This window comes from uncultured Thiothrix sp. (assembly GCF_937873765.1).
Classification (GTDB): Bacteria; Pseudomonadota; Gammaproteobacteria; order Thiotrichales; family Thiotrichaceae; genus Thiolinea.
In genome coordinates this window covers 1-26,779 of sequence record NZ_CALMZC010000034.1, presented here as the reverse complement: position 1 = coordinate 26,779, position 26,779 = coordinate 1, and the positions used below count along the sequence as shown (strand labels likewise).

The following is a 26,779-nucleotide window of genomic DNA, read 5'->3' as shown; positions in this document are numbered from 1 at the left end:
TAACCAAAAAATAATTTGTCGAACACTTTAGAAAGGCCTAATAAACTTTCCCAGCAAATTCTAAAAATTTTTTTGACAAGTTAAGTACTGTTCTAGGCATAAAAAAAGGCCGTAATTTTTGATTACAGCCTTTTAATTTATTGATTTTAAGCAGATTTATAGCTTGCTTAAATTCAAGCAGCCTTCAACCCCAAAGTACTTAAAGTATGTTGGCGAACACTAGCTAGGAGTTCTGCATTCTCAATCAAGGACTGCCCATAAGAAGGAATCAAAGTCTTCATACGCTCTTGCCATTCTGGAGTGGCTAATTGCTGTTTAAAGCATTTTTCAACCACTTGTACCATTGCCGGTACAGCAATCGACGCACCGGGTGAAGCACCTAAAAGCGCTGCTAAACTGCCATCAGCCGCGGCAACGACTTCTGTACCAAACTCCAACTTACCGCCAAGTTTGGGGTCTTTCTTAATAATTTGCACACGTTGACCGGCAATCAATAACTCCCAATCCTCATCTTGAGCATTGGGATAATACTGACGCAGTGCACCTAAACGTGATTTTTCAGTTTGCAGAACTTCAGAAACTAAATATTTGATCAGATCAAAGCTAGTCATCCCGACTTTAATCATTGGCCATAAATTTTTAGGACGTAAAGACAGGGCTACATCAAAGATTGAGCCTTGCTTCAAAAATTTAGTGGAGAAACCTGCGAATGGCCCGAATAACAACGCATGTTGACCATCAATCACTCGTGTATCCAAGTGCGGTACCGACATCGGTGGAGCGCCAATTGAAGCTTTGCCATAAACTTTGGCTAAATGCTGATTGACCACCGCTGGATTCCTACAAGCCAGCCATTGACCGCTAACAGGGAAGCCGCCATAGCCATCGCCCTCTGGAATTTGCGACATTTGTAATAGTGGTAAGGCCCCACCACCCGCCCCTAAAAAGACAAAATTGCTGGTATAAACCTTTTCACCTTCAGGGCTATTCAAGGTGATTTGCCATTTGCCATTCTCTAAACGCTCGATACCTTTAACTTTATGCTTTAGCAATAGCTCAAAATCACCTTTAGCTTTTAAAGCTTGAATAAGATAGCGGCAAAGAGCGCCGAAATTCACATCTGAACCATATTGCACGCGTGTAGCAGCCACTGGCTCATCGGGATCACGCCCATCCATGACTAAAGGCATCCACTCACGCAGTACAGCTTTATCTTCGCTATACTCCATGTCCTTGAATAAATGATGCGCTTTTAAAGCAGCATAGCGATTACGCAGATACTGCACATTATCCGCCCCCCAAACAAAGCTGATATGTGGGGTAGGATTAATGAAGTTGTTAGGTGCTGGAAGCACACCTTGCTCAACTAAGGTCGACCAAAATTGGAGCGTATTTTCAAAGGAGGCATTAATTGCAAAGGCTTTGTCCGCATTGACAGTACCATCGGGATTTTGTTGTGTATAATTTAACTCACAATAAGCAGCATGCCCCGTACCTGCATTATTCCAACCGCTGGTACTTTCCTGAGCAACATCAGCTAATTGCTCAACCATGCAGAAACGGAATGAGGGATCAAGCTGTTTTAGCAAGACTCCAAGGGTGGCACTCATTATTCCGGCTCCGACAAGTAATACATCTACGTGATTAGTGGTCATGACGCTCCTTACACCTGAGTCTTACGAAAGCGTAGATAATAAAATGACTGGTCAGCAATTTCTACCCGTTAAGCGATTATTTTTAGCAGCATTGTCGACAATCGCGCTGCAGCAATCACTGATCCCTTGATATTTTGCTGCAAAGCAGCATATACAGAATTATCCTTTAAAATTCAATGTTTTTTATAAATTTAGCTAGATACACTTTGAAATCAGGCTAGCTCTAAGATCATGATATTGTCGACATCTAGAGGCAGGAACTTAGCATCGCTAAACTCCAAATCCATAATTTAGGTCAAGTTAGCTCGACTAGTTTGGTGGGAGGTTAAATGAGGCACCCCGCTTTTAGGGAGATAGATAATTGGAAACCTCAATGAGGTTCATGTCAGGATCGCGAAAGTAAACGGAAAGGAGTAGCCCTGTTGCTCCTGTACGTTGCACGGGACCGTCAATCACACTGACCTCACACGCACTCAGATGCTCCAAAACCTCTTGCAATGGCACTGAAGTAATAAAACAGAGGTCAGCAGATCCCGATGTTGGGTATGCCGCTTTTGGCTCAAACTCTTTCTTGTATTGATGTAGGTTAATTTTCTGCTTGCCAAAGGCCAGAGCTTTTCGATCACTGCCGAAAGTCACTAACTCCATACCTAAGACTCTGGCATAAAATGCTGCGGTCGTATCAATGTTTTGCACCGTCAGGACTAAGTGGTCAATGCTATCAATTTTCATTAGTATCTATTTCCTCCAGCGTCTAAGCTGAGGAACGCAGTCCTAGGAATCTGACTCATAGTATAAGAGACGTATCTTTTGTTTTAAAAATTTTAATTGAACATCATATTACTATGATATGCGTTATTTTGTGATGCTAACGAAAATAGCTGAGCAGAACTGGCATAGCCAGTTTCTGACTCAGCGACTTGTTGGTTGCTTGCGAGATAGTTATAAGAACTCCGTTTATTGAATTCTACACCGACAAATCGGAATTAAAGGAGTCTGCTGCAAAAGCATCATGAATTCAGTTAAGACTAGAAATTTCTGTCAATAACTACGTTTTGAAGAATTTCTAGTCTTAACTGAATAGCATGTTTTTTTGCTTTTTTCAGCTTCTTCTTATAATCTGAGATTTGTCTTTCAAATCAATAAATTGGTCTTGCTATCGCAACCAATAGATAGAATCTCTATACAACATCCTCGTCCAGACTCCACCTAGTCTGAGAAAACAAAGCCACATCTGATTTTTGGCGATATGCTGTATAGTTTGGGATTAGCATAGAAAATACGCTCACACTTTAACGACACTGATGACCGATAAATATACAGCAACTGGCTCAAACCCCACAACTGCATATTCTCATGCATTATGAATATGCCCGCCCTTCCCTCAACAACTTGAAGAATACCTAAACAAATTCAGCCAAGTAGTCGATCTAAAACTGCAGCTATTCCGCCTAATCCGAGAGCTTAGACAGAAACCAGCAAGCCAGCTAATAAGCCATCAAGATTTTTTGCTGATTTGTTCATACACTAGCCTCCCGTTGTTTGCCATAATCAGCCTCCATCCTCTGTTAGCCAATTTTAAGCCATGTTGAAACTCAATCATCTTTTACCTGCCTTGTGTTTATTCAGTGTTAGCTTGCCAGCAGCAGCGATTACCCCTTATGTCGGCATCAATACCAATGAAGCCGTACATTTTGACGCTAGCCTGCCCTTTGCTGATGTATTTCGCACCGCTGAACCTTTCCGCGAGAATGCCGAATTTACTAAAGGCAATGTTAGCTATGACGCGAATGGCTGGGTGAGCAACCTAAATGGTGGGCAAGCGGGTACTTGGTTTTTGCGTTGGATACCGGCTGCCGCTTTGCCACAAGGTAACTATACCGTCAGTTATGAAGGCAGCGGCAAACTAAGCTATCGCGAAAGTGCAACGCCTGTTTCGCAAGCACCGGGGCGCGATGTCATTACCCTCAAGCCGAATGCTGATGGTGAAATCTCGGCGGGTTTAGTCATCGAGCAAAGCGATCCAAAAAATCCAATTCGTAATATACGTGTCACTATGCCCGGTGGGATTTGTGAGAATAATCCGTATCAGCGTGTAAATGCGGGTGGGCAATGTGGTGGTAACTATATCGCTTTCGCGGATGCTGGTTCAAAAGTGGTATTTAATCCGGACTATCTAAATTTCATGAAGCAATTCCGCACGATCCGTTTTATGAATATGTCAGGGATCACGCGCAATGAACTGCAATCATGGAGTCAGCGCCCGAATCTGAATGAAGCAACTTGGGGTGGGCGCGAGGGTGCTCGTGGTGTACCGCTAGAAGTGATGGTACAGCTTGCGAATACTCTAAATGCCAATGCTTGGTTTAACCTCCCACATCGCGCCGACGATGATTTTGTGCGTCAATATGCCCAATACGTCAGCAGTAATCTCCGCCCAAATCTCAGAGCTTATGTGGAATACACCAATGAAGCGTGGAATAGCGTCTTCTCACAAGCCCAATATGTGATCAAGATGGGGCAACAAGCGCGCTTAGACGCAGTGCCCTTAAATGCGGGCCTGAAATACTATGCCCAACGCAGTAAAGAAATCTTTGGCATTTGGGAGCAAGTATTTGGCAATCGCCAACGTTTAGTGCGGGTTTTAGGTGGTTGGGCAGGCAATCCGGCGACTACACCCGTCATTTTAAAAGCAGCGGAAGTCTATAAATCCACTGATTTATTTGCTATTGCCCCCTATTTCTATGCTGATCAAACTGCTTTGATGCGTGCTAACAGTGTGGACGACATTTTCTCCCTCGTGAATGGCAATCAAGCCTATTCCATTAAACAAACCTTACGTTTGATTGATCAGCACATGATGCTGCTTGAACCCTATGGCGTAAGCTTAGGCGCTTATGAGGGCGGCCAACACCTCGTGCACTACGGAACTAAATCAAAGAAAGATCATCCTAACCCAATTCTGATTGAGGCCAATCGTGACCCACGTATGGAAACGGCTTATATCGAATTACTCGATGGTTTCCGCAAAGCAGGAGGTAGGCTATTTATGGCTTTTTCATCACCACGTGCGAACGCCTTCTATGGCTGTTGGGGTATTAAGGAATACATCACGCAGCCGACCTCAGAAACACCGAAATTTCGTGCTTTGACACGCTTTTAAGCCTAGGTTCGGCTAGCAAACATAAAAATACGAGTGTTCTGATAAGGATAATAAATGAGATGGCTAACTACTACACCGCTGAATCGCAGCCGGTACAAACCTGGGACTATACGCTGAACAATGAAAGCGTCTCAGCCTTGCAGCAGCAGTTGCCGCCAACGGATATACTATCTGCGCCCTTTTTAATTGGGAATGTGGGTGCACCGTTTGTCATCGGTTTAGCGGTTGGGTTCTTTGCCAAGAAAATCTTAAAGATTGCGCTGTTTTTAGCAGGCGGCGCCATTGTTTTATTATTCATCAGCGAATACTACGGCATGGCAAAAGTTTCTGATGCGCAATTGCAAACTGCAGCTGATGCGGCCACTGATCTTGCTCAACAATCAGGTGGTTTTTTGATGGATCGTCTGTCGCAAATTACTAGTAAAGGCGTCAGTGCCGTGGCGGGCTTTGCAGTCGGCTTAAAATTCGGCTAGCTTAATTTCTAAATTAATGTTCAAGAGCGCCGCCTAAGCCATCCTGTTAAGCTCAGGCGTTCTTGTTCAGTCGGCAACACTTCATGCTCAAAGCGTTCACTCAAAAATAGCACTAAAGTACCTGCCTCTGGTGCAACTTCCAGCGTTTTATTATCTAGATACATCTGTAATTGGCCGCCCTGCTCTGGCTGCCAGTCTGGATTCAAATACAAAATTACGGTCACCAAGCGCGCTGAACTACCACGGAAATTATCAATATGCTTACGATAAAAACCACCGGCTGGATAAAGCGCAAAATGTAATTCTGCCTCCACTAAGCTTAAAAATAATTCTCGATTCAGCTCAGTACGCAATTCTGTTAACCAAGCTAAAAACTCACCAGCCACACCAGTGTTAGGCTCTTCTAGCCACAATACCGCATCACGACGAATTTCAGTTTGGATGGTCTTATTATTGCCCTGTCCAATGCTCGCCTGCTTAAACTCACCAGCCGCGTAGTGGCTGAGCGCTTGATCACGCAGTTGACGGATCTGGTTAGCTTTTAAAAAATTGGGAATCACTATCCAGCCTTGGCTGGCGAGCGCTTCAATAATCGCGGTTTTATTCCTACACACAGACTTCCTCAGTTTCTTCTAAGTCGCTTCGCTCTTCATTTTCTTCAGTAACTTCCAGACGAATCCGCCGCATCGCGGGTAATAGGCTCAAAAAAACAGCCATCAGATGCGGATCAAGATGCCGACCCGCCATATCTTGCATTAAACCTAAAGCTTCATCCTCAGGCATCGCTTTTTTATACACGCGCTCATGTACCAAAGCATCATAAATATCCACGATAGTCGTGATACGTGCACTGATAGGAATCTTTTCCCCCGCCAAACCTTGTGGATAACCTGTACCATCCCAACGCTCATGATGATTTAAAGCAATATCCACCGCCATAGCCAAGACGGGAATCTTAGTGCCTCGCAGCATATTAGCGCCAATTTCTGTATGCTTTTTCATCACATTAAATTCTTCGTCATTCAGCACACCGGTTTTGCGCAACACTCGATCTGGAATGCCAATTTTACCAATATCATGCATAGGAGCTGCAACCCGAATGGTATCAATTGCTTCCGAACTCCATCCCAACGCTTTAGCCATGACCGCTGCATATAAACCAATGCGCCGCACATGTGCTCCCGTTTCTTCATCACGCAAACTTGTCAGGCTGACTAATTTAATCGCGATTTCCTCTTCACGCTTGCGGATTTCTAAAGTACGACGCTTTACTTCTGATTCCAGCATTTCTTGAGTCAACAAGCCATTACGAACTTGTTGAAGGCGAGACAAATCTTGAGTGTATTTTTCTCCTAATTGCTGTAATAACAGCACCTCCTGTCCATCTAAATACATGACACTAGCCTCTAAAGGCAGCTCATGTTCTAACTCATCAATTTCAATCCAAACCCCCGAAGATAAAGGTTCAGCACATTTAGCCTGCCAATGCTGTTCCGCATCCTCTATAAAACAACTCAGATAGGGGAAAGCTTCAATTAAATTATAGCTACCCGTATCTTCTGGTTTCACTAGGAAAAATACTAACCAATCAGGCATCGCTGAACATGGCGTAAATTGACCAATAGGGTTACGAGTAAACGCAATAAGATTAATATTTCGACAAATACTAGATAAGAAACTACTCATCGCTTAAACCTCAGAATTTTCTGGAACTAATTGCCTAGCTAGTCCCATAAATAGATCTTCTACCCCTTGATCTAATTTAGCGCTAGTCTCAATCACAGGGTAACTCAGTTGTGCTAAGGCATGAATATGCTCATGGTTAATAACCCACTGCGCTTTCAAGTCAGCTTTATTTAAAGCAAACACTGCGGCCACATCACCTAACTCCGTTTTTATACGTTTATGTAGAGCCAAGGCCACGTCAAAAGAATTTTTCCTAGTTCCATCAATTACTACAATATAACCCGATAAGCCGCGTAAATGAGCTGAGCGGATACTAGTAAAATCATCTTCTCCCGCAATATCCCAAACTATCAAGGTTAAATCCGTTGAACCGACAGTTACTTGTTTTTTATCGATTTTCACCCCAACTGTGGTTAGATATTTATCACTGAACAGTTTATTCACATAGCGCTGAATTAAACTAGTTTTTCCAACTGAAAATGCCCCTAATAAACATATTTTTTTCTGCAACACCTTAGCACCTATTCGTTGTGGCTCTTAGGTTTCAAAATAAATCCACTTGATAATGGATACTTCGCTCATCCCTACGCCCAGTATCTGGTTTGGGTACAGCGATAACGGCGGCTGGTACACCTTGCTGTAATAAATAATCACGCATCGCTAAAGCCCGCTCTTTGGCTAAACGTTCATTAATGGTTTCACTACCGGTCTCATCCGCTGATCCACTGATAGAGACTTGCGGCATTTTTCCCATTAGACGTGCAGTTTTTAGTAAATCAAAAATTAAAGCGATGACTTGCTGTGCATGGTCTTGCACATTTTCTAGTGAGCTACTGCCCAAACTAAAATTAAACCTTGAAGTTTCTATTTGTTTAACTAGCCTTCCTAAATGCTCGGTTAACTTTTCTGCATCTGGATCAATAATTTGCAGCTTACTCTGCTCTAAAAATTCAACCCCTGTAATTAACGAACCTACTTGGACTAATTTTTGCTGCCAGCTAGGCGTAGCTTGCCCTTGAACGACTAAGGTTTTTCCTTCCAGACTTAAGTTAACTTGAGGGGATGGTTGTAAAATTTGCTTGGCTCGTGCCAAAACAAATGTTGGCTCTAAAGATAAATACGGCTTGGTATGCAAGTTTAAAGGAAGATTTCCTTTCTGCAGAGCCTGAATCACCGCTGTTGGTTCTCGCGCTTGTGGATCTTTAAGAATTTCGTATTGATAACCTTCATCGGTTTTCTCAAAACCGACAACCACTAAACCCGGTTCAGCCCGTAAGGCCCCCAAAGCTTCTTCGGCGATGAGTTTGTGCTGATAATACTGGTAAGACCACCAAAGCCCTGCACCGGTAAAAGTGACTAATGCCAATACTGCCAACCAAGGAAACTTCTTGGTATCACGTAATTGGGTTTTTAAGCAGCGCTCTAATAAAGGCAAACAGCGCTTAAATATCGAAGTGTCTCCTTGAAAGGTTTTCAAGAAATAAAAGTGCTGCCGATGAATCTGCTCATTCACCTCTGTCAACAAGTTATTGAATTCAGCAGGGGGATTCCCGCGTACTACCGCAGCCATCATGGCATAGGGGCCTTGATTGAAAAACACGGTCAATTCATCTAATTGCAGTGTTTTCAAACTATTATCACTCGTTACTTGAAAAGAATCACGAATGAAATCCTGAATGGCAGTAAGCATGCCTGAAATCATGTCAGCGTCTTTACTGATCGCTTGTGGGGATAAAGCGTGCTGGAGTAATAAGCCAGACTCACGATGTATTAGAAACACTTGTTCTACTTGATAGACCAGTGTTTTTAATAAAACGACCTCTGAATAACTTCGTCCGGTGCGCCAAGCATCAAAACGCCAGAATAAAGAACGTACCGATAAGCTTTGCTCCAGTAAATGATTAAAAGTCTCTAGAGCCTGTTGTAAAACCTCTTGGATCGAACGGCGAATGGCTGGCCCCATCACTGGATAGAGTGCATTCGCCAAACGACTTGGATTATGTTCCACAGAACGGCTCACCGCCGCTTCAATCGTCGGAAATAAAGCATCTGATAAGGAGTTATCTTGTTGTGCACGCAGGGTCAAAGCTTCAGAAATGACCTCAGCGACATGTAAGCTGTAGCGTTCACGATCAAGTAGTTGCTGACGCAACTCGCTCAGAGTTTGATAATCCGCGCCCAACAGTAAGACCCGTAGCTGTTCTAAAGCATCTAAACCTTGAGCGGCTGGTGAATCTTGCTGTTTAGTTGTTTGCTGGATAGCTGCATGACTATCCAGTCCCTCAGTGACCAACATGCGCGCCTACTCTAAACTGATTGCATTAAAGAGCTTCGATTTTTTCTACATCAAATAATTGCTTAGCCATTCCATTCAGAATACCTGCAACTGCCTTACGGTCAGCTTTTTCATGACGTAGTTGCTCGGCGGTTTCCTGTAGCTGAACAACTAAATCTTTACGCCAAGCCTCCATGTGTTGCTCTAATTTATTGACTTCACTACTGATACGCTCATGTAACTCAGTTTGTACACCAGCACTACGCTTGGCTAAAGACTCTAATAAACGTTCATTTTGTTCTAAACGTTGGCGTGCAGCATGGATATCATCTCGACGAGCTTTAGTTTCCCCACTCAGCAAATCTTTGGTCAGACTTAGCTCGTGGTATAAGTCATCAAACTTACTCTGGGTATGTTCTGCCAAAGTGTTGATCGACACTCTTACAAAGCGTTCCAAGCTAGCATGTTTGCGATCCAATTCACGGATTTGCTCACCGAATAAAATATTACGGATCATATCCAAATTTTTATCCGATACCGGCTCACGGCGCATTGCACTCATTAAGATTTCAGAAGAGTGAACAGACTCAACAGGCACTTCTGGAGTTACAGTATTTGGGGTTTGCATAGTTCTTCTACTCATTAGCTGGCTTGACCAGAAAATCGAACAAATGCAATGACTTAGCAATACTTTTTATTATTAATAGCTATTACATTGCAGCTTGATAGTAGCATCATGCTATTTAATTACGCAGGATTTTCAGATAGATGGGAAGCCAGCTCAGCTTAGTTTCACTATAATTGCTCAGCAACTTTAGTAGGCAGGTTGGGTATGTAAAGTGGATGGCTACTACTTAAATAAACTTAGAAAAATAAGCAATCAGAAAAGGGGGAAGGAATAAAAAAAGTGTTATTTCAAAAATTTCAATTTATAGCAATTTGATTTTTAAGTTGATTTTCTAGGGCGATGAGCAAGTAAGCAGGCTCAGTCGCTTAGAAATTATTAATGTCGGAGAAGTCCCCCTGCTCTAGCCTAGCTAGTGCAGGAGGAAAACACACACATTGGAGTGAGAGAAATTTATTAAACACCTTTCGGTTGAGCATACGCTCCGGCAGGATGCTCATGCGGATCCATCGCGCCAGTCATAATGGCTACACCTTCTGACATAGTGTGTGTATCCGGTTTAATCACTGCATGCCGCTTCCCTAAACGGTGCACGTGAATCCGATCCGAAACTTCCCAGACATGCGGCATATTATGGCTAATCAGTACCACTGGCATACCGCGATCACGCACATCTTTAATCAGATCTAAGACACGTCGTGATTCTTTCACGCCCAAAGCTGCAGTTGGTTCATCCATAATTACAACTTTACTACCGAAAGCAGCAGCGCGCGCGACGGCAACTGCTTGGCGTTGACCGCCTGAGAGCGTTTCTACTGGCTGATTAATGGTCTGAATCGTTAGTAAACCTAATTCAGACAACTTCTCCCGTGCAATCCGCTGCATTTCCTTATGATCCAGCATATGCAGCCATTTGCCCAAGAAACCGGGCTTTTTTAGCTCTCTACCTAAAAATAAGTTATCTGCGATATTCAGTGACGGTGAAACTGCTAAATTTTGGTAAACGGTTTCAATCCCAGCCGAACGCCCATCCATAGGATTTCTAAAATTAGTCACCTGACCATCGAGATAAACTTCACCACTATCGGGTGGTGCAGCACCTGTTAGCGCTTTAATCAGAGAGGATTTGCCTGCACCGTTATCCCCAATCACGGCTAAGACTTCACCCGGATACAGATCGAAATCAGAGTGATCCAACGCGGTGACCCGACCATAGCGTTTGACTAAATTCCGCCCCATCAAAATGGGTTGCAATGTGTTTGCTGCAGCCATGTTTATACCCTCCGAATCCACTGGTCAGTGGCTACTGCTAAGATAATCAACAGACCAATCGCAAACTGTTGCCAGAGTACATCCACACCGGCTAAAGCTAAGCCATTTTGGAAAATCCCAACTACCAACGCGCCAATCAAGGTTCCGAAGATTGCACCACGTCCACCAAACAAACTCGTCCCACCAATCACCACTGCAGTAATACTGTCAAGGTTGGCCGTTTGACCCGCTTGTGGACTTACTGATCCCACACGTCCTATCAAAGTCCAAGCAGCAAGTGCGCAAATAATACCTGCCACAATATAGACAGAGAGTAAAACCTTATTCGTATCGATACCTGCTAGCTGTGCGGCTTGCGGGTCATCCCCTGTCGCGTAAACATGTCGTCCCCAAGGGGTATGGTTCAGGGCATACCACATACCAATGAAGAGCAAGATTAAAGTAATGGTTCCCAGCGTGAAGCGCGCTCCCATAATCTCAAAGGAAATTCCCATGAATTGCAGGAGTGAAGCTTGCTCAGCAATATCTTGTGAACGAATAGTTTCACTTTGTGAATACCATAAATTAATCGCAAAGAAGATACTCCAAGTACCTAAGGTAGTAATGAAGGGCGGCAGACGCAGGCGCGTAATCAAGAAACCATTAATCGCTCCACAGAGTGCACCCACCATAAACCCAAGCCCAATAGCGATGAATGAAGGCATACCCATTTCAATCGCGGTTCGTCCCATCACTACCGAGCACAACACCATAATCGCCCCTACTGACAGGTCAATCCCTGCCGTGAGTACTACTAAAGTTTGTGCAACCCCGATAATCCCGATGATCGTCACTTGTTGGAGCACTAGCGATAAGTTGAAAGGAGCGAGAAATTTCTCGCCCACAATCACATAGAAAGCTAGGATCGCTAACAGTAAAACGAACAACGGTGCTGCTGTCGGGTAATTATGTAGGAAGCGCTGCAAGCGCTCCCCCATACTTAGTTTTTCGACCTCAAACGAAGCAACCGTACCGCCGGCTTTGGCGGCAACTGCTTCAAAATCATCTGTTGCCATCCTTGACCCTCCTCAGATTTATGGATAATGGCTCATGCGTTTTAAGCTTAGCCCCAGCACTTCTTCAAACCTTCTTCTGAAGTGATTGAAGTTGCACCCGCTGCTGGTTTGTCAGTAATTAACTCAACGCCTGTATTAACAAAATCCAAGCCGTCGGTGTTTTTAGGCTTAGTACCTGATTTGGCGAACTCAGCAATCGCTTCCACACCCTTGGAAGCCATCAACAGCGGGAATTGCATAGAAGTTGCACCGATTACGCCATCCTTAACATTTTTCACGCCGGGGCAACCACCATCAACTGATACGATTAAAACTTCTTTTTCTTTACCAACGGCTTTCAGAGCTTCATACGCACCGGCTGCGGCTGGCTCATTAATGGTATACACTAAATTCACGCCAGAATCTTTCTGCAGCAGGTTCTCCATTGCCTTCCGGCCACCTTCTTCAGAACCTTGAGTGACATCATTGCCAACAATGCGCTTGTCATCTTCATCACCCATCTTCTTCGGATCTTTCAGATCAATACCAAAGCCCTTCAGGAAGCCTTGATCACGCGCGACATCGACTGAAATTTGATTAGGATTCAAATCTAACAGAGCGATTTTTGCATCTTTCGCTTTGTCACCTAAAGTTGCTGCTGCCCATTGACCGATTAACTCACCCGCTTTGAAGTTGTCAGTGGCAAAGGTTGCATCCGCTGCATCCGCTGGATCTAAAGGTGTGTCTAAAGCAATCACTAACATACCCGCTTTACGTGCTTTTTCAACCGAAGGAACAATCGCCTTTGAATCGTTCGGGGTAATCAGAATACCCTTAGCACCCGCTGCGATTAAGTTTTCAATTGCTTGTACTTGAGAGTCATTATCGCCATCGACTTTGCCCGCGAAGCTTTGCAGGGTCATGCCGAGTTCTTTCGCTTTGGCTTCAGCGCCTTCTTTCATTTTCACGAAGAAAGGATTGGTATTAGTTTTGGTGATCAGACCGACCACTGCACCTTCTGCATGGCTAACCGCTGGAACTAACAGGCTTAAAGATAAAGCAAAAGCGATAGAAGTTTTCTTGAACATGGTATATCTCCTCCAAATGTCATAAATACCGAGTGATTCATGGGTAGCTGCGTTTTGGTTTCTGCTTACTACTCACGCTGCTTGCTAAAAAGCTTAATCCGCTCTGAAAGTTCTGTCAATAAATAATTCAATTTGATTTATTAATAAATGCAGACTACTCTTAGCACTGCAGGCGGCGTTGTACAGCTTATAATCAGCGCTTTTCTAAAAAGTTAGGAATACTGTTAGAGGAGAACTTTGTGAAACTGAAACAAACCAGTGGAGGTAGCAATTTATCAGGCATTGCACAGTACAATGAACGCTTAATCCTGCAACTGATTCGCCGCTCCGGCAGCCTGACTAAAGCGGAAATCTCTCGCCTCACTCAACTCAGTGCACAGACCGCTTCCGTGATCATTAACCGTTTGTTAGATGACGAACTACTGTATAAACAAGAACGCCGTTATGAAATTGGTAAAGTTGGTCAGCCCGCTGTACCGATTGCGCTGAACCCTGAAGGCGCCTATTCGATTGGAGTGAAGATTGGTCGCCGCGGCCTTGATCTTGTCTTGATCAATTTTACTGGGATCATTTTGCAGCGAATTAATCATAGCTACGATTATCCTGATCCTGATTTTATTTTCCCCGCCATCGAAAGTGGTATTAAAGAACTGATTGCTCGGCTCAATGCAACCCAACATCGACGCCTGCTCGGGATTGGAATTGCCGCGCCTTATGGTTTAGGTGGCTGGCAGCAAGAAGCGGATATTCCACACGACATTACTGAACATTGGAATAGTTTAGACATTAAAGAAACCGTTCAAGCCCATCAGCCTTACCCAGTTTGGCTCGTCAATGATGCTACTGCAGCCTGTATTGCTTCCCTAGAATTTGGTAATCCTGAGCGTTTTAATAATTATCTACATATTTTTGTCGGCACTTTTATTGGTGGCGGCATTATTATGAATCGCACTCTATATCTAGGTAGCTTTAATAATGCTGGTGCGATTGGCTCAATGCCCTTACCCAGCAGCTATGCACAAAGCGAAACACTAGGCTCTACTGTGCAACTTATCAACTGTGCTTCACGCTATTTATTAAATAACCGCTTTGAAGCGCATCAGCTTGATCCTAATTTAGAAGTCGAGCTACTCGCCAATGATGAAGCCGCGAATAGCTCCTTAAGCCGCGATATTTTCCAAACTTGGATGCAAGCCGCTGCTGCTGCTATTGCTTATGCAGTAGTGGCTGCTGCGAGCTTAATTGACTTTGAAGGTGTGATTATTGATGGCTTATTACCAGCACGTTTGACCCAGCAACTCACCGATGCAATTCAAACTGAAATGAAAAGGCTCGATATAGAAGGCTTGATTTTACCCAAACTTTCAGCAGGAACGATTGGCAATGATGCCCGTGCTTTAGGTGGGGCGTTCTTACCGTTTTACACTAACTTTGCCCCTGATCGGAGTATCTTAATTAGCAGTGAGGATAATATTTTTCAAGCATTCTAAGATGGACTAAAACCTTAAAATTTTGTGCCCTCACTCACTACAGCTAACTCAATGAGCTAGCTGCATAGCAACCGGTAATACTGTAGTTGGTGTTTTTACGGAAACTTGCCCTTGACGCGTTTGATAGCGGGCATGTATCCACGCTGGTAGAGTGAGACCACTTAAGAAAATTACCAGCCAAACCCATTTTTGATTATCGGTCAAAGCCCAATCACCCCAACGGAAAGGGATATAGCAATATAACACCACCAAATGGAACGCAAACACCTGCAAGGAATGTTGCCCTAAAAAGGCTAGCCAGCGCCCCACTAAATAAAAAGGTTTAAAAATACCATAACTGTTATGCAGTTTAATCAAACCAGCAATCAGATAAACAAATGCCAAGAAATTTAATAAACGTAGCCAACCCATATTATCCCGAGCAATGTGCGGATACTCCACTAGCCATTGACCACCTAGAAAACTAGCCGGCTTTACATAGCCATGTCTTAAACAGAATAATAAAACGATTAAAGCTAAAGCTGCACAAAACAGTGGCTTATTAAACTGGGTAGTTTCCCCCCGATGGCTAAAACGTAGAAAACCAGCCACCATGCCCAGCACAAAAATCAATTGCCAAGCCATATAATCGAAAGCCCCCATGCGCACCATCACCGAGCTAGGCAACTGCTGTAGCATTAAATGCCAACCACCTTGGTGCGAAAAACCCCAGAGCGTAATACTGCCTAGGAGGACTAAGGCAATACCTGCCGCTTTAAAATGTATCATTACGCGTAAAGCCAGTGGTGCACCCAGCATTAATAGCACATACATGGGGAGAATATCGAGCATGGGTGGTTGATAACTCAGCACTATGCCTGATAAGAGTGCACGCAAGGGTTCAACTTGCATTTCAGTGGCAAAACTTTTCCAATCCGCTCCTGAAATAACGGTTAGCACGGTAAAAATAAACACGACTAATAAGACCGCGAGGTGATAGAAATAAATGACGCCTGCACGCTGCCAAATCTTTTGCTCTAAAATCAGGCCACCTTTTATCTGATAACGGCTATACACCAAGGCGACCAGCATCCCTGATAAAAATACAAAGCCTTCTGCCGCGCTTACATAGCCTGCATACTCATACAAATGTTGGAAAATAGGCTCACCAAAATGATCAGCCGCCATAATTAGCAGCATAATACCGCGCAAAATATCTAAAGACAGGTCACGTTTCATAGCTTCAGTAGCAGAGTTATTTCAATAGAAATTAGCGGTCTGTTGCCCGCTCCGAGCACACTATACCTTCAAATGATGCAGTGCACAAAAGTATCTGTTGTATAGGCTTTACAAGTCATTTACAATCCACACCGCCTAAACTATGGCTCATCAATTAATCGGTGCTCACCACTTCACACGTCCAACAAAAATGAAAGCTTTCTCAAAATTATGGTTTGCCGCTCAAGCCTTTAGCTTACTCTTCGCAGGCTCTGTAACGGCTGAAGAGGGTTGCTATTCTTTTGTGCAAAAGCTAGCTGAACAAACCGCACACAGCTCTTATGTACAAACACCAATGCTGCAGGTCGATACTGGGCGGATCACCTATGACCACTATCAACGTATTCGGTTCCGTGGTGAACACACCTTTTGGCGTAAAGAAAATTTGCCCTTTCAATTAGAGTTTATGCACCCCGGCATGCATTTCATTCGCCCAGTGCAACTCTATAGCTGGGAAAACGGTCAGGCCATACCAATTAAATTTTCCAGCAAATACTTTGATTACCGCGAAGTTCAAGATCTGCATATTGAGCAAGATGAAGCTCGCATGGGTTTCACCGGCTTTCGCATTTTGTCGAAACTCGGACGTACAGGTGCAACGAGTCCGATGAATGAAACTTTAGTGTTTCAAGGTGCTAGTTATTTTCGAGGTCTAGGCCAAGATCAAACTTATGGCTTATCAGCGCGTGGTTTAGCGATTAATACGTCCATCGAAGGCAAAGAGGAATTTCCAGACTACACGCAATTCTGGTTAGAAAAACCCAGCAAACAGGCCGATAGCCTCGTCTTTTGTGCTTTATTGAATAGTGCTTCTTTAACAGGAGCCAGCCGCTTTGTGCTCAAGCCCGGCAAGGCCACGGAAATTGAAGTGGAGACTAAAATTTTTCCACGCGCTACAACTAGCGCAAGCGAAATAGGTGTTGCACCCTTAACCAGTATGTTTTTCCACGGTGAGAACTCCACTCAGCACTACGGTGACTATCGCCCAGAAGTTCATGACTCCGATGGACTACTGATTCAACAAGATAACAACTGGTTATGGCAACCCTTAGCTGAAGTACCTTATTTTACCCTACAAACGACACCTGTCGCTCAGCTTACGGGCTTTGGTTTAATCCAGCGTGATCGCGAATTTGAGCACTATCAAGATTTAGAAGCACATTATCATCAGCGCCCTAGCGTTTGGGTCGAGCCTCTAAATGACTGGGGTGAAGGGGCGATTCGTTTACTACGTTTACATACCGATTCAGATATCGTCGATAATGTAGTCGCTTACTGGACTGCACCGAATGCTAAACAAGCACAAGAGTTAAAATACCGTCTCTCTTGGCGCTCAGAAGACCCTCCTGAGCATCCACTCGGTAAAGTCATCGCTACCCGTGCAACTAATCGAGCGGTGGATGGTTTACCCGGTCATCAAGGACGCATTCGTTTTATTCTTGATTTTAACCAACTGCCTAAATTTAAAGGCTCACTCAAAGCCATGGTGAGTGTCGATGGCCCTGCGGACACTAAACCGGTGGTGATTCAAGCCAATCCCTCTATTAAAGGCTGGCGCGTGATTGCACAGATTTATCCAAAAACTTGTGAGCAACCGATTTTTTTTAGTATTCAGTTGACGGACGGACGCAACCCTTTGACAGAAATGTGGTCATATCCGATTCCTAAGGATTTGTGCACTGCACAGTGAATGCTGATTACAGAACATGGCATGAAAATTGCCGAAACCTAATTAGACCTTACTTAACTAATCATTGTAGTCCAGGTAACAACAGAACAAAATACGAAGGAAAACAAATGAGTCTCTCGAATAAACTAGCGATTCCCCAAGCTCTATCTGCAAAAGATCCTTGGGCCTTAGCACGGCGGCGTGCACGTACTTATTTAAGCTTACAAGCCTTACCAGAAGCCACTTGTGAGCAAATTCTCCAACAAGCTTTGCACTATCTGCCCTCTAAACCACCAAAAGCTGAATCTGAGCAAATTCAAGCCTTTTTACAGAGTGCACAGCAAGCCACCCAAATTTTGTTAGGTAGTAGTACCTATAACGCACAACTTGTGAATAGCGCAAAGACGGGGCGCTTCGTCAATTGGACAGCCCGCAAAACCGGGCCACGGGTAGAGCGAAGCAGTATCAAGGTTGCACCTTTGCAAGCGATATCTTTACGCTTGAAACCAGTGCAAGCTGCAGCCAGTCGGCATTAGTTCATCCTGCATGGATAAACTTACCCAGCCAGCTTGGCGTAGTGCTGCTATAGGCCGGCGCAGTTTCTTTTTTACAGCGATTGCTTGTTTAACCGCTTTAGCCAGCTATTGGTTGGGTGCTAACCTCCCCAGCAAACTCCCGTGGTTTTGGCATGCACTAGTCATCGCCCCTTTTAGTATCTTATTTTTCTGGCTGACCTTAGGGTTTATGACCGCCGTCACCGGTTTATGGGTCATGATGCGCGGTGATGCCTATCGCATTATCCCACCACCCGCTACACCCTTACCCCGTTTAAATGCTAAGCAAACCACCGCGATTCTATTGCCCATTTATAATGAAGAAATCGCGTATGTGTATGCTGGTTTGAAAAGTATTTACCAATCGCTCGAACAGACTGGGCAGTTAAACTATTTTGAGTTTTATATTTTGTCTGACTCAGATGATGCCAGTAATTGGCTGCGTGAGGAGTCGGCTTGGTCAGCTCTTTGTCGCGATTTGGGGGCTACTGAACGCATTCACTATCGCCGTCGTAAACATCGCACGAAAAAGAAAAGCGGCAATGTGATGGATTTCTGTCGGCGTTGGGGCAAACGCCATGAATACATGATTGTACTGGATGCTGACAGCCTGATGACCGGTGAAGCGTTAGTGCGCATGGTAGATGCCATGGAGCGCAATCCACAAGTCGGCTTGATTCAAACACCACTCTACACGATTGGACTGGATACGCTGTATGCTCGTGGCCAGCAATTCGTCAATCGTCTGTATGGGCCGGTATTTTTTGCGGGTCTACATTATTGGTGGCTCGGTGATAGTCAGTACTGGGGGCATAATGTCATCTTACGCACGCGTGCTTTTATGGAACATTGCCACCTCCCCAAACTCAGTGACCGTGGTGTGTTAAGTGGCGAAATTCTCAGCCACGACTTTGTGGAAGCGGCTTTGCTCAATCGTGCAGGCTGGGAAACTTGGCTTGCTCATGATTTAGAAGGAAGTTTTGAACGCCCGCCGCCCACCTTGACCGATGCACTGAAACGGGATCGCCGCTGGTGTCAAGGTAATTTACAGCATTGGCTGGTGATCTGGTCACAAGGTATTTCACATTTACATCGCTTCCTGCTCTTGGGCGGGATTATGTCGTATGTAGGCTCCTTGATTTGGCTGGCATGGCTATTGATTCTGACCGCGATTGCGCTGCTCTATCCTGAGCTAACCTTGATTCCATTGACTCAAGATAATAGTGCTTTGTTGGGTTTAACCATCACCTTACTATTTTTCTATAAAACCTTTGGTCTGATTCAGGCTTTGCGTAAAAAAACGATTCGCTTATTCAGTGGTGCATTTGCCTTAGCGCGCTCGGTGTTAGTAGAAACGCTACTTTCCATGCTCACCGCACCGGTACGCATGATGTATTACAGTAAATTTGTGGTGCAAATCTTACGCGGCAAACGGGCTAATTGGGGCACACAACAACGTACAGGCGGGGGATTAAGTTGGCAGGATGCAAGTCGTGAATATGGCTGGATTACTGCGCTTGGTGCGGCATGGGCTAGTGCTTTAATCATGACTAACCCAATGGCCTTCCTATGGATGTCGCCGGTGTTAGCAGGCTTAGTTTTATCTATTCCTTTGGCGGTTTTAACCAGCGCACAAACCAGCTTACAAAGCACCTTATTCCGTACTCCTGACGAAACAGCACCCGATGCTATTTTGCAAGCCTTTGAGCAGAACTATACAGAACTCCAGCAGCATCCTAGTTTATCAACTCGCGATTTATTTATTCGGGTGGTGGTTGACCCGCTTGCTTTGCGCCAACATCTGACCTATATTCCGCATCGCTCAAATGTCCCAGAATCGACGCACCAACATCGTAAGCAGTGGTTAGAACTATTACTCAAACGTGGCCCCTCAGCGATTAGCAATCAAGAGCGTCTGATTATTCTGGAAGATGCTGGCATGCTCTGCCAATTGCATACCGAAGTTTGGCAGCTTCCAGAAGAAAAATTTAACCGGATGTGGATGGCGAAGCTTTAAGAACTCGAATCTGTCCCTGACGGGCATCGAGCTCAATCATTAGCCCTGAACTCAGCTTGGAAAACTGTTCTAGGCTGACTACTACATAAGGAATGCCGTATTCCCGAGCCACCAGCGCTGAATGCGCTAAGCGATTACCTTGCAACACAATAATACCTTTGAGTTTTGGAATGAGGTGCACCCAGCGATTATCAAAATAAGTACTCAGCCAAATACACTGCTTCGGTAAAGCCAGAGCTTGGCTCGAATGAGGAGCTACTTTTAAAACAGTTCCTGTTACCACTGTCGGGCTAGCTAAGGATTGAAACTCTGAATTGGTATGGCTTAGCGCATAATCATAAATCGCCAAACCTACCGCCTGATATTGACGCATTAAAGCCTGACTAAAATCTTGCTTTTGATACTCACCCCAATCACAAAACACCAAAGCTTTTTTGCCTAATAACTGCTGCTTTAATTTATTTAATTCCAGCAAAAAAATACTACGGAGCTTTAAATTGAGCGGAGCTGAATGATCTAAGCTTAAATGCTCTGCTAAATTAATCCAAGATAACTCATAAGCATGCATCGGTGGTACTAGCTCGCGCCCTTCACCAACCTGCAAAATGGTTTGGATGAGCCAAGCAGTAAATAAGCTAGCCAGACGCTGATAATCAAACGCAGCGTCTGGATCAAAATTAGCTAAGACAGTTTCTGCTTTATTTTTAAACTCAGCACTTCTAAAGCCACGCCAAAAACCGCCCATTAAACTAGAGGCATAGAAAAGCTGTTCCCGTTTAGTATCCACTAATACCGTACCATCGGATTGATAAGCTAAGAAATCTACTTGAATGGCTTTGAAACCTAAACGCTGTAGAGCAGGTATAGATTCTTGATAGAGCTGCTTTAATAAGCTAAAAGATAAAGGTGAAAGCTTGCCTAAGCTTTCTGAGAGAGCCGTAAACTGCCAATTATTAGAAGGAGGCTCTAGGTTTTCAGGTAAAGCGCAAAAAGAACCCATTGCATGAGTTTGTGCTCGTACTTGCAAGACAATTATTTGTTGCTCAAGACTTGAATAAGCCCATTCGCAATCAATCGGAAAGTTAAAAGTAGTAGCTAAGCGTTTAGCTAGCGCCCGTAATGGCAGCTCTAAAAAACTCAGCTCACTAGGCAAAGCTAAAGGATTAGGCTGGTTAGCTTCTAAGCCAATTAAAACCGCATGAGCTTGACCTGCAACAACCTGCTGCACACCTCCTGTCGAATACTCAACATAAGCATATTCCGAGAAAAAGCTCCAAGGCATGAATAACACACCTCCAATTTCATGCTGAATATATTCCTGCAGCATGAGTAGAGGCGTTTGCTCTAAACCTAGTTGAGTTAATAAGCGTTGATTCTCAAGCCACGCTGTTTGAATCGTTGCACTCACCTGCTCACGACTCACTGCTGCTGAACTCCAAAAATGCCCTGCGAGAGAATGTCCGCTGCCATCTTCTGTTTTATTTGCACTACGCACAATAAATTGGCTTGCGTTAGGAAAGCTCGCTAAGAAACTCTCAATTTCGGTAGTAGGGTCAGTCAGTAATAAACTACGTGGCGTCTGTAAGCCAGCTTCGGCTGATTCGATTAAACGTTGGTATTTCGCGGGTAACTCAGTTGATAAGGCCACGTAAATGTTGTCCAGTTTCGTCATAAAGCCCCGCAACTTTGCCGCCTTGCTGCTCAATCAACCAAATCAGATTTAAGCCTTGAAAACAGCCGCCATACTCTTTACAGACAATCAAAACCGGTTTGGTTTTGGAGACAGTTAGCACCGGTTGTAAATCAGCCGTCGAAGCGGTTTCATAGGGAAGCTGTACCAAATTGGGAATCTTCATTGCAACACTTCCTGCAGGATCAACTTGTACTTTATACGCATCCATCGCTAGTGCCTGTTGCTTAGAGGGTTGCAGTGGGGCTTTGACTTTAAAATCAACCTTGCCTGTGACTGGTAAACCTTGTTTACTCCAAGCCGCTAAGCCGCCTTGCAAAAACGAGACCTGCGCAAAGCCTGCATGTTTTAAAAACTGCGCCCCCATATAACCACGCAAACCTGAATGGCAGAGCACCACAATCATCCGATCTTTCGGCAGGTTTTTCGGTAAAATATCATGCACTAAGTCGCCATAACGAAATACGGCGTCATAGCGAATACTGAATTTAGACTGCTCCATTGCTTCACGAATATCTAGGATATACAGCTCATTGCCACGTCTGGCGAGCAACTCCTGCAAAGCCTGCGGGGTAAAAGACTGAATATCTTGATAGTTCACGAATGGTAAATGACTGGCAGTGCGGGTTAACTTTGCTTCCTGCTCCATTTCATGCACGGTTTTTAATTTCCAGTCGCGCACCCATTTATCCTGTTCACGTTTAATGACCGTTTCAATCGGTAGTAGCTCACCTTTGATTGGATTGACTGTACTACTTGGACTAGCTGCAAATAAAGGACTAAGCGCGAACCCACTGAGGATTAGCAACACAACAAGCACAGGAATAAAGATCCTTTTACGCTTTAAGATCGGTGCATGCTGCATTAAGAATTGGCGTGCCGTGATCCATGCACCCGCCAAAAACACGGAAACCACCCCAAGCATTTGCAAAATCGTCTGCCATAAGGAGGCAACCACATCCGGTGGTGGAATAGCAAATGCAGGAGAAGCAAACAGCACCAGACTGAGAGAGAGCAGAACTTTACGCGGCATGATTTATCCTTGTTAACTTGAGCAGCTATAAAGCCATTGACCGTTCTGAGCGCTTAGCGTTCCCTTAAAAAAGGTAAGACTCAGAACAGTCAATGCGAGTGCGCATTAGAATTAATTTACTATAAATAAACAGGCAGTACTCGATTAGAACAACCAAATTTATGACCAACTCACTTACTTAGCTTTAGCGGTCTTGTGTTGTAGACAAATTCGGACGCCATAAGCTCAGTAATTCTGACTTCCGACTAATCTGTAACTTCTGATAAGCCCGTTTACGATAAGTGATAATGCTCGACTCAGCTAGATTCAAAAGACGTGCCATAGTCTTGGTTGTATGTCCTTCTAGAATGAGTTCACAGATGCGCGCCTCACGCTCAGATAAAGCCGCAGCCCGCAAACAGGTCGAGCTAGTTTGCTGAGCTTCCAGTTTAAAATGGCGCAATAATAAAGCGCTGATCACTGCCACATTTTGCTCAAGCTGCGCTAATTCTTCGGCTGAAAAGCTTTGCTCTTTACCCGCGTGATACAGATTGATATAAAATAACTCTTGGCTATACTCATCACGAGCGGCAATGGCAAACTTGCCGGTCAACTCAGGTCGATTGAAAAAACGCCGTCGATAAACCGGCGGCAGCGAACCGCGTAGTAATAATTCACAAGCTGGACGCTGCGGATTACTCAGTAACTCCTCGGCTAATTTAGCCAGCAAAGCATCCTGTTGATAATTGCCCGCCATGTATTGTGAAGCAAGTTGCAAGCCTAAATCGGGACTTGCCACATTATGCGCTAAACGACAAGTGGCAGTTTGGCGATCGGGTGAAAATACAAACACCATATACTGCCCTATCGCGGCTAAACCCTCCATCCATTGAAAAAAGCGTGGATAAAAGCGTTCAGAACCTAAAGTCTCAATACAGGCCGCTAAAGCCAAAGAGCCGGTAAAAATTGCTGCAGGTTTTTCTGGTATAGCTGGTTTGTCAAGCAGAGTCGGCTACCTCATTGAAGTTGTCAATCTTCCACATTATCCCTCATTCAGGGGATATAAAAATCGCAGGCAGTGAACTAAATTTAAGCCATACCAATCAGCTAAATTTCCAACTCCTCCTCTCCTCAAGGCTAAATCAGGCTCCCACCAGAGCCTGATTTAATTGTTAGGCTTTAAAAGTTTGTCCCATTTTTCTAGGGACAAAGCTTACTCCTTAAACCTTTAAGCTAGCTCTTCAAAACACAGGCAATGGAGGAGCATTTATGTATATTCCAGACAGTACACCGCGAGCTTCGGTGTATTACAACTACCAAATTTACCCCTTTCAAACCCCACCCGAATTATGTGGCGAAACTAAACGCTACTCAGTCGTCATTGTAGGCGCAGGGCCGATTGGTTTAGTAACGGCTTTGGAACTCGCGCACTATGGTATATCAGTGGTCGTAATTAACGCCGAAGTACAAGTGTCGCATGGCAGTCGGGCGATTGTGTTTACGCGCCGCTCAATGGAGATTTTGCAACAGGTTGGGATTGCTGAACGCATGTTGAACAAGGCTTATGCGTGGCGTTCGGGCAATTCGATTTATCGAGGGCAGTGCGTGTTTCGCCTCGAAGCGCCTCATGATGAGGATGATCGCTTTCAGCCTTTGAATAATCTCCAGCAGCCATATGTTGAGCAATATCTAGTTGAACAAGCGCAGCAGAATCCCCTAATCGAATTGCGTTGGGGCAGCAAAGTGATGGGTGTGACAAGTTTGCCAGATCATGCCGAATTACAGATTGATACGCCCGAAGGCGAATATACTTTGAGCTGCGATTGGCTAATTGCTGCCGATGGTGCAAAATCGACGATTCGCCAAGAGCTAGGCTTGCGCATGGAAGGCGCTTCTTATAGCGGACGCTTTGTGATTGCAGATATTAAAATTGATATTCCGTGGCCGACCGAGCGCTTAGCGTATTTTGATCCTGACTGGAATCGTGGCAATACCATTTTGATGCACCGCCAGCCTGAAGGCATTTGGCGCTTGGATTATCAATTGCCACCGAATGAAACGCCTGAACAAGCTCTCGCTCCTGACTCTTTGAACGCACGCATTCAAGCGCAATTAGATATGGTTGGCATTAATGCGCCTTGGGAGTTAGATTGGTGCTCAGTGTATTCAGCACGTGCCATGACTTTGCCCGATTATATTAAAGAACGCATTATTTTCACCGGCGATGCCGCGCATATGCTGCCAATTTTTGGGGTGCGAGGTGCGAATACGGGGTTTCAGGATGCCCAGAATTTAGCATGGAAACTCGCGATGCTACTGAACGGTGTAGGTAGTGCAGAGTTACTGGTAACTTATACCAGCGAACGTGTGACCGCTGTGCAGGAAATTATTGCTGAAGCTAGTAAAAGCACGCGTTTTATGACCCCACCCGATCATGGCTTCCGTCTAGTGCGCGATGCGGTGTTATCTTTATCCCTCACACAAGCATTTGTCCGTCCGCTATTTCATTGGCGTACTTCACGTCCGCATGATTATCATGCAAGCGCATTGAATGCGCTGAATGATGACAATGCACAATTTATCAATGGCCCAGCACTTGGTATGCCACTGCAAAATATTTGTTTAGCCGAGAATAACTATTTATTTGATCATTTAGGCGCAGCATTTCATATCCTGTATTTCACTGATCAAATCGTTCCCAAGTCGATTTTGGACGCTATCAAAGCACTACAAAACCAAGCGATTCCGCTTCAGCTCTTGGTGATTGGCAAAACACAAGGCTTGCCCGATCACGATGGCCATTTTGCCAAGCGTTATGACGCGCAAACCGGTACTGCTTATTTAGTTCGCCCTGATCAGCATGTCTGCGCGCGATGGAAGAGTCTTACCGCGGATAAGCTAACAGCAGCGGTCTATCAAGCCTTAGGGCAAGGAGCAAAATGATGAGCCAATTACCTTTAGTCGAATTAGAAGCTGTTTATGATGCGCTGGCAGAGGCGCTTAATCAGGTGGGAACTGAACAGGAGAGCTTGTTTTTGACGAAGCTAGTCTTCTTACTCGCGAATCAAGTCGGCCATCAGGCTCAAGTGGAGCAAGCCATTAAAACTGCGTTGTTAGATCTGCAATAGATTTTAACTCCTATGAACTTGAGAAGTATTTCTAAAGCTCTAAATCCTATGATCGGGTAGACCTTAGCCTAAAATTCTTTTGAATTTAGCTAAAATCAAACTTTGTTTTGTTGCGGGGTCAAATTATGTCTTTTCAAATTCGAGCAATTAATGCTGTAAGCCAACCACAAATCGCTGAATTAAGTCACTTACTAATCGCCTGCGTAGAAGCAGGTGCTTCTGTGGGTTTTATGTTGCCTTTCACGAATACTAAGGCAGAAACGTATTGGCAGCACGTTAATGAAAGTTTGCAGCAAGGCGAGCGCTTAGTCCTTATTGCTGAGACAGCAGACGCTAAAATAGTCGGTTCGGTACAAATTGTTTTAAGTCAGCCAGAGAATCAGCCGCATCGAGCGGATTTAAGCAAAATGCTGGTGCACCCTAAAGCACGGCGGCAAGGCATTGCAGCGGCTTTACTGACGGCTGCTGAAACGGGCGCACAAGCACAAGGTAAAAACTTATTGGTTTTAGATACCGCCAATCCTGAGGCAGAACGTGTCTACGAACGAGGCGGCTGGCAACGTTGTGGGGTAATTCCTAACTATGCGCTTTGGCCAACGGGTGGTTTATGTGCAACCACCTTTTTTTATAAAAAACTCGGTCATGCACCAGAGGAGTTGAAGAGCCACTAAAGCGGTAGTAACTTAAGCGA

23 protein-coding genes are annotated in these 26,779 nt (G+C 44.6%); 9 read left to right on the top strand and 14 right to left on the bottom strand.

The features are described 5' to 3' along the window. Positions 1–173 precede the first annotated feature (173 nt). On the bottom strand, positions 174–1,655 hold the full coding sequence (mqo, locus tag Q0307_RS09235; RefSeq protein ID WP_298659747.1) for a malate dehydrogenase (quinone): 1,482 nt from the start codon (positions 1,653–1,655) through the stop codon (positions 174–176). 345 nt (positions 1,656–2,000) lie between these two features. Beyond that, positions 2,001–2,387 carry a VOC family protein gene (locus tag Q0307_RS09230; protein WP_298659745.1) on the bottom strand — a complete coding sequence of 129 codons (387 nt, stop codon included), beginning with the start codon at positions 2,385–2,387 and terminating at the stop codon, positions 2,001–2,003. Positions 2,388–3,240: 853 nt separating this feature from the next. On the opposite strand from Q0307_RS09230, the gene Q0307_RS09225 reads away from it, so the two are divergent. Together Q0307_RS09225 and Q0307_RS09220 are read left to right on the top strand one after the other, a co-directional pair. After that, complete coding sequence (locus Q0307_RS09225) at positions 3,241–4,818, top strand: hypothetical protein (RefSeq protein ID WP_298659743.1); 1,578 nt, start codon at positions 3,241–3,243, stop codon at positions 4,816–4,818. A 59-nt stretch (positions 4,819–4,877) separates the two neighbouring features. Beyond that, positions 4,878–5,291 (top strand): FUN14 domain-containing protein, encoded by a 414-nt coding sequence (locus Q0307_RS09220; protein ID WP_298659741.1) that lies wholly within the window; start codon positions 4,878–4,880, stop codon positions 5,289–5,291. A 20-nt stretch (positions 5,292–5,311) separates the two neighbouring features. On the opposite strand, the gene Q0307_RS09215 is transcribed toward Q0307_RS09220, so the two are convergent. The 8 genes from Q0307_RS09215 to Q0307_RS09180 form a co-directional block, all read right to left on the bottom strand. After that, positions 5,312–5,905: a 2OG-Fe(II) oxygenase gene (locus Q0307_RS09215; RefSeq protein WP_298659738.1), complete on the bottom strand. Its 594-nt coding sequence runs from the start codon at positions 5,903–5,905 to the stop codon at positions 5,312–5,314. Beyond that, positions 5,898–6,977, bottom strand: a complete 1,080-nt coding sequence (locus tag Q0307_RS09210; RefSeq protein ID WP_298659736.1) for an HD domain-containing phosphohydrolase — start codon at positions 6,975–6,977, stop codon at positions 5,898–5,900. The genes Q0307_RS09215 and Q0307_RS09210 overlap by 8 nt, the downstream gene beginning before the upstream one ends. Positions 6,978–6,980: 3 nt before the next feature. Continuing rightward, entirely contained in the window at positions 6,981–7,490 is a 510-nt protein-coding gene (locus Q0307_RS09205) for a Rab family GTPase (RefSeq protein ID WP_298659734.1), read from the bottom strand. A 31-nt stretch (positions 7,491–7,521) separates the two neighbouring features. Next, on the bottom strand, positions 7,522–9,273 hold the full coding sequence (locus Q0307_RS09200) for an OmpA family protein (protein ID WP_298659732.1): 1,752 nt from the start codon (positions 9,271–9,273) through the stop codon (positions 7,522–7,524). Positions 9,274–9,298: 25 nt separating this feature from the next. Beyond that, positions 9,299–9,880: a hypothetical protein gene (locus Q0307_RS09195; protein ID WP_298659730.1), complete on the bottom strand. Its 582-nt coding sequence runs from the start codon at positions 9,878–9,880 to the stop codon at positions 9,299–9,301. Between the two features lie 453 nt (positions 9,881–10,333). After that, entirely contained in the window at positions 10,334–11,149 is an 816-nt protein-coding gene (locus Q0307_RS09190; protein WP_298659728.1) for an ATP-binding cassette domain-containing protein, read from the bottom strand. Positions 11,150–11,151: 2 nt separating this feature from the next. Next, a complete protein-coding gene (locus tag Q0307_RS09185; RefSeq protein WP_298659726.1) occupies positions 11,152–12,204 on the bottom strand; it encodes an ABC transporter permease in 1,053 nt (350 codons plus the stop codon). 47 nt (positions 12,205–12,251) lie between these two features. Continuing rightward, a complete protein-coding gene (locus Q0307_RS09180) occupies positions 12,252–13,271 on the bottom strand; it encodes a sugar ABC transporter substrate-binding protein (protein ID WP_298659724.1) in 1,020 nt (339 codons plus the stop codon). A 239-nt stretch (positions 13,272–13,510) separates the two neighbouring features. On the opposite strand from Q0307_RS09180, the gene Q0307_RS09175 reads away from it, so the two are divergent. Further along, positions 13,511–14,761 (top strand): ROK family transcriptional regulator, encoded by a 1,251-nt coding sequence (locus Q0307_RS09175; protein ID WP_298659722.1) that lies wholly within the window; start codon positions 13,511–13,513, stop codon positions 14,759–14,761. Positions 14,762–14,809: 48 nt separating this feature from the next. On the opposite strand, the gene opgC is transcribed toward Q0307_RS09175, so the two are convergent. Further along, positions 14,810–15,979: an OpgC domain-containing protein gene (gene opgC / locus Q0307_RS09170; protein WP_298659720.1), complete on the bottom strand. Its 1,170-nt coding sequence runs from the start codon at positions 15,977–15,979 to the stop codon at positions 14,810–14,812. A gap of 142 nt (positions 15,980–16,121) precedes the next feature. Here opgC and Q0307_RS09165 point away from each other — a divergent pair, with 142 nt between their 5' ends. The 3 genes from Q0307_RS09165 to mdoH all read left to right on the top strand — a co-directional run bounded on the left by Q0307_RS09165 (position 16,122) and on the right by mdoH (position 20,258). Further along, positions 16,122–17,708, top strand: coding sequence for a glucan biosynthesis protein (locus tag Q0307_RS09165; protein ID WP_298659717.1), 1,587 nt, complete (start codon positions 16,122–16,124; stop codon positions 17,706–17,708). A 107-nt stretch (positions 17,709–17,815) separates the two neighbouring features. Continuing rightward, positions 17,816–18,223: a hypothetical protein gene (locus Q0307_RS09160; protein ID WP_298659715.1), complete on the top strand. Its 408-nt coding sequence runs from the start codon at positions 17,816–17,818 to the stop codon at positions 18,221–18,223. Between the two features lie 10 nt (positions 18,224–18,233). Next, the gene (mdoH, locus tag Q0307_RS09155) at positions 18,234–20,258 is read left to right on the top strand and encodes a glucans biosynthesis glucosyltransferase MdoH (protein WP_298659713.1); all 2,025 of its coding nucleotides are present in this window, start codon (positions 18,234–18,236) and stop codon (positions 20,256–20,258) included. Here the strand turns inward: mdoH and Q0307_RS09150 are convergent. The 3 genes from Q0307_RS09150 to Q0307_RS09140 all read right to left on the bottom strand — a co-directional run bounded on the left by Q0307_RS09150 (position 20,230) and on the right by Q0307_RS09140 (position 23,912). Beyond that, positions 20,230–21,930 (bottom strand): PEP-utilizing enzyme, encoded by a 1,701-nt coding sequence (locus Q0307_RS09150; RefSeq protein WP_298659711.1) that lies wholly within the window; start codon positions 21,928–21,930, stop codon positions 20,230–20,232. The genes mdoH and Q0307_RS09150 overlap by 29 nt on opposite strands. Beyond that, complete coding sequence (locus tag Q0307_RS09145; RefSeq protein ID WP_298659709.1) at positions 21,890–22,981, bottom strand: rhodanese-like domain-containing protein; 1,092 nt, start codon at positions 22,979–22,981, stop codon at positions 21,890–21,892. The genes Q0307_RS09150 and Q0307_RS09145 overlap by 41 nt, the downstream gene beginning before the upstream one ends. A 184-nt stretch (positions 22,982–23,165) precedes the next feature. Next, positions 23,166–23,912 (bottom strand): helix-turn-helix transcriptional regulator, encoded by a 747-nt coding sequence (locus Q0307_RS09140; RefSeq protein WP_298659707.1) that lies wholly within the window; start codon positions 23,910–23,912, stop codon positions 23,166–23,168. A 317-nt stretch (positions 23,913–24,229) separates the two neighbouring features. Between Q0307_RS09140 and Q0307_RS09135 the strand changes: the two genes are divergently transcribed. The 3 genes from Q0307_RS09135 (at position 24,230) to Q0307_RS09125 (ending at position 26,759) form a co-directional block, all read left to right on the top strand. Next, positions 24,230–25,903, top strand: coding sequence for an FAD-dependent monooxygenase (locus Q0307_RS09135; protein ID WP_298659705.1), 1,674 nt, complete (start codon positions 24,230–24,232; stop codon positions 25,901–25,903). Then, on the top strand, positions 25,900–26,088 hold the full coding sequence (locus Q0307_RS09130; RefSeq protein WP_298659703.1) for a DUF2783 domain-containing protein: 189 nt from the start codon (positions 25,900–25,902) through the stop codon (positions 26,086–26,088). Before Q0307_RS09135 ends, Q0307_RS09130 begins: the two co-directional genes overlap by 4 nt. Before the next feature lie 125 nt (positions 26,089–26,213). Next, the gene (locus tag Q0307_RS09125) at positions 26,214–26,759 is read left to right on the top strand and encodes a GNAT family N-acetyltransferase (protein ID WP_298659702.1); all 546 of its coding nucleotides are present in this window, start codon (positions 26,214–26,216) and stop codon (positions 26,757–26,759) included. Positions 26,760–26,779 lie beyond the last annotated feature (20 nt).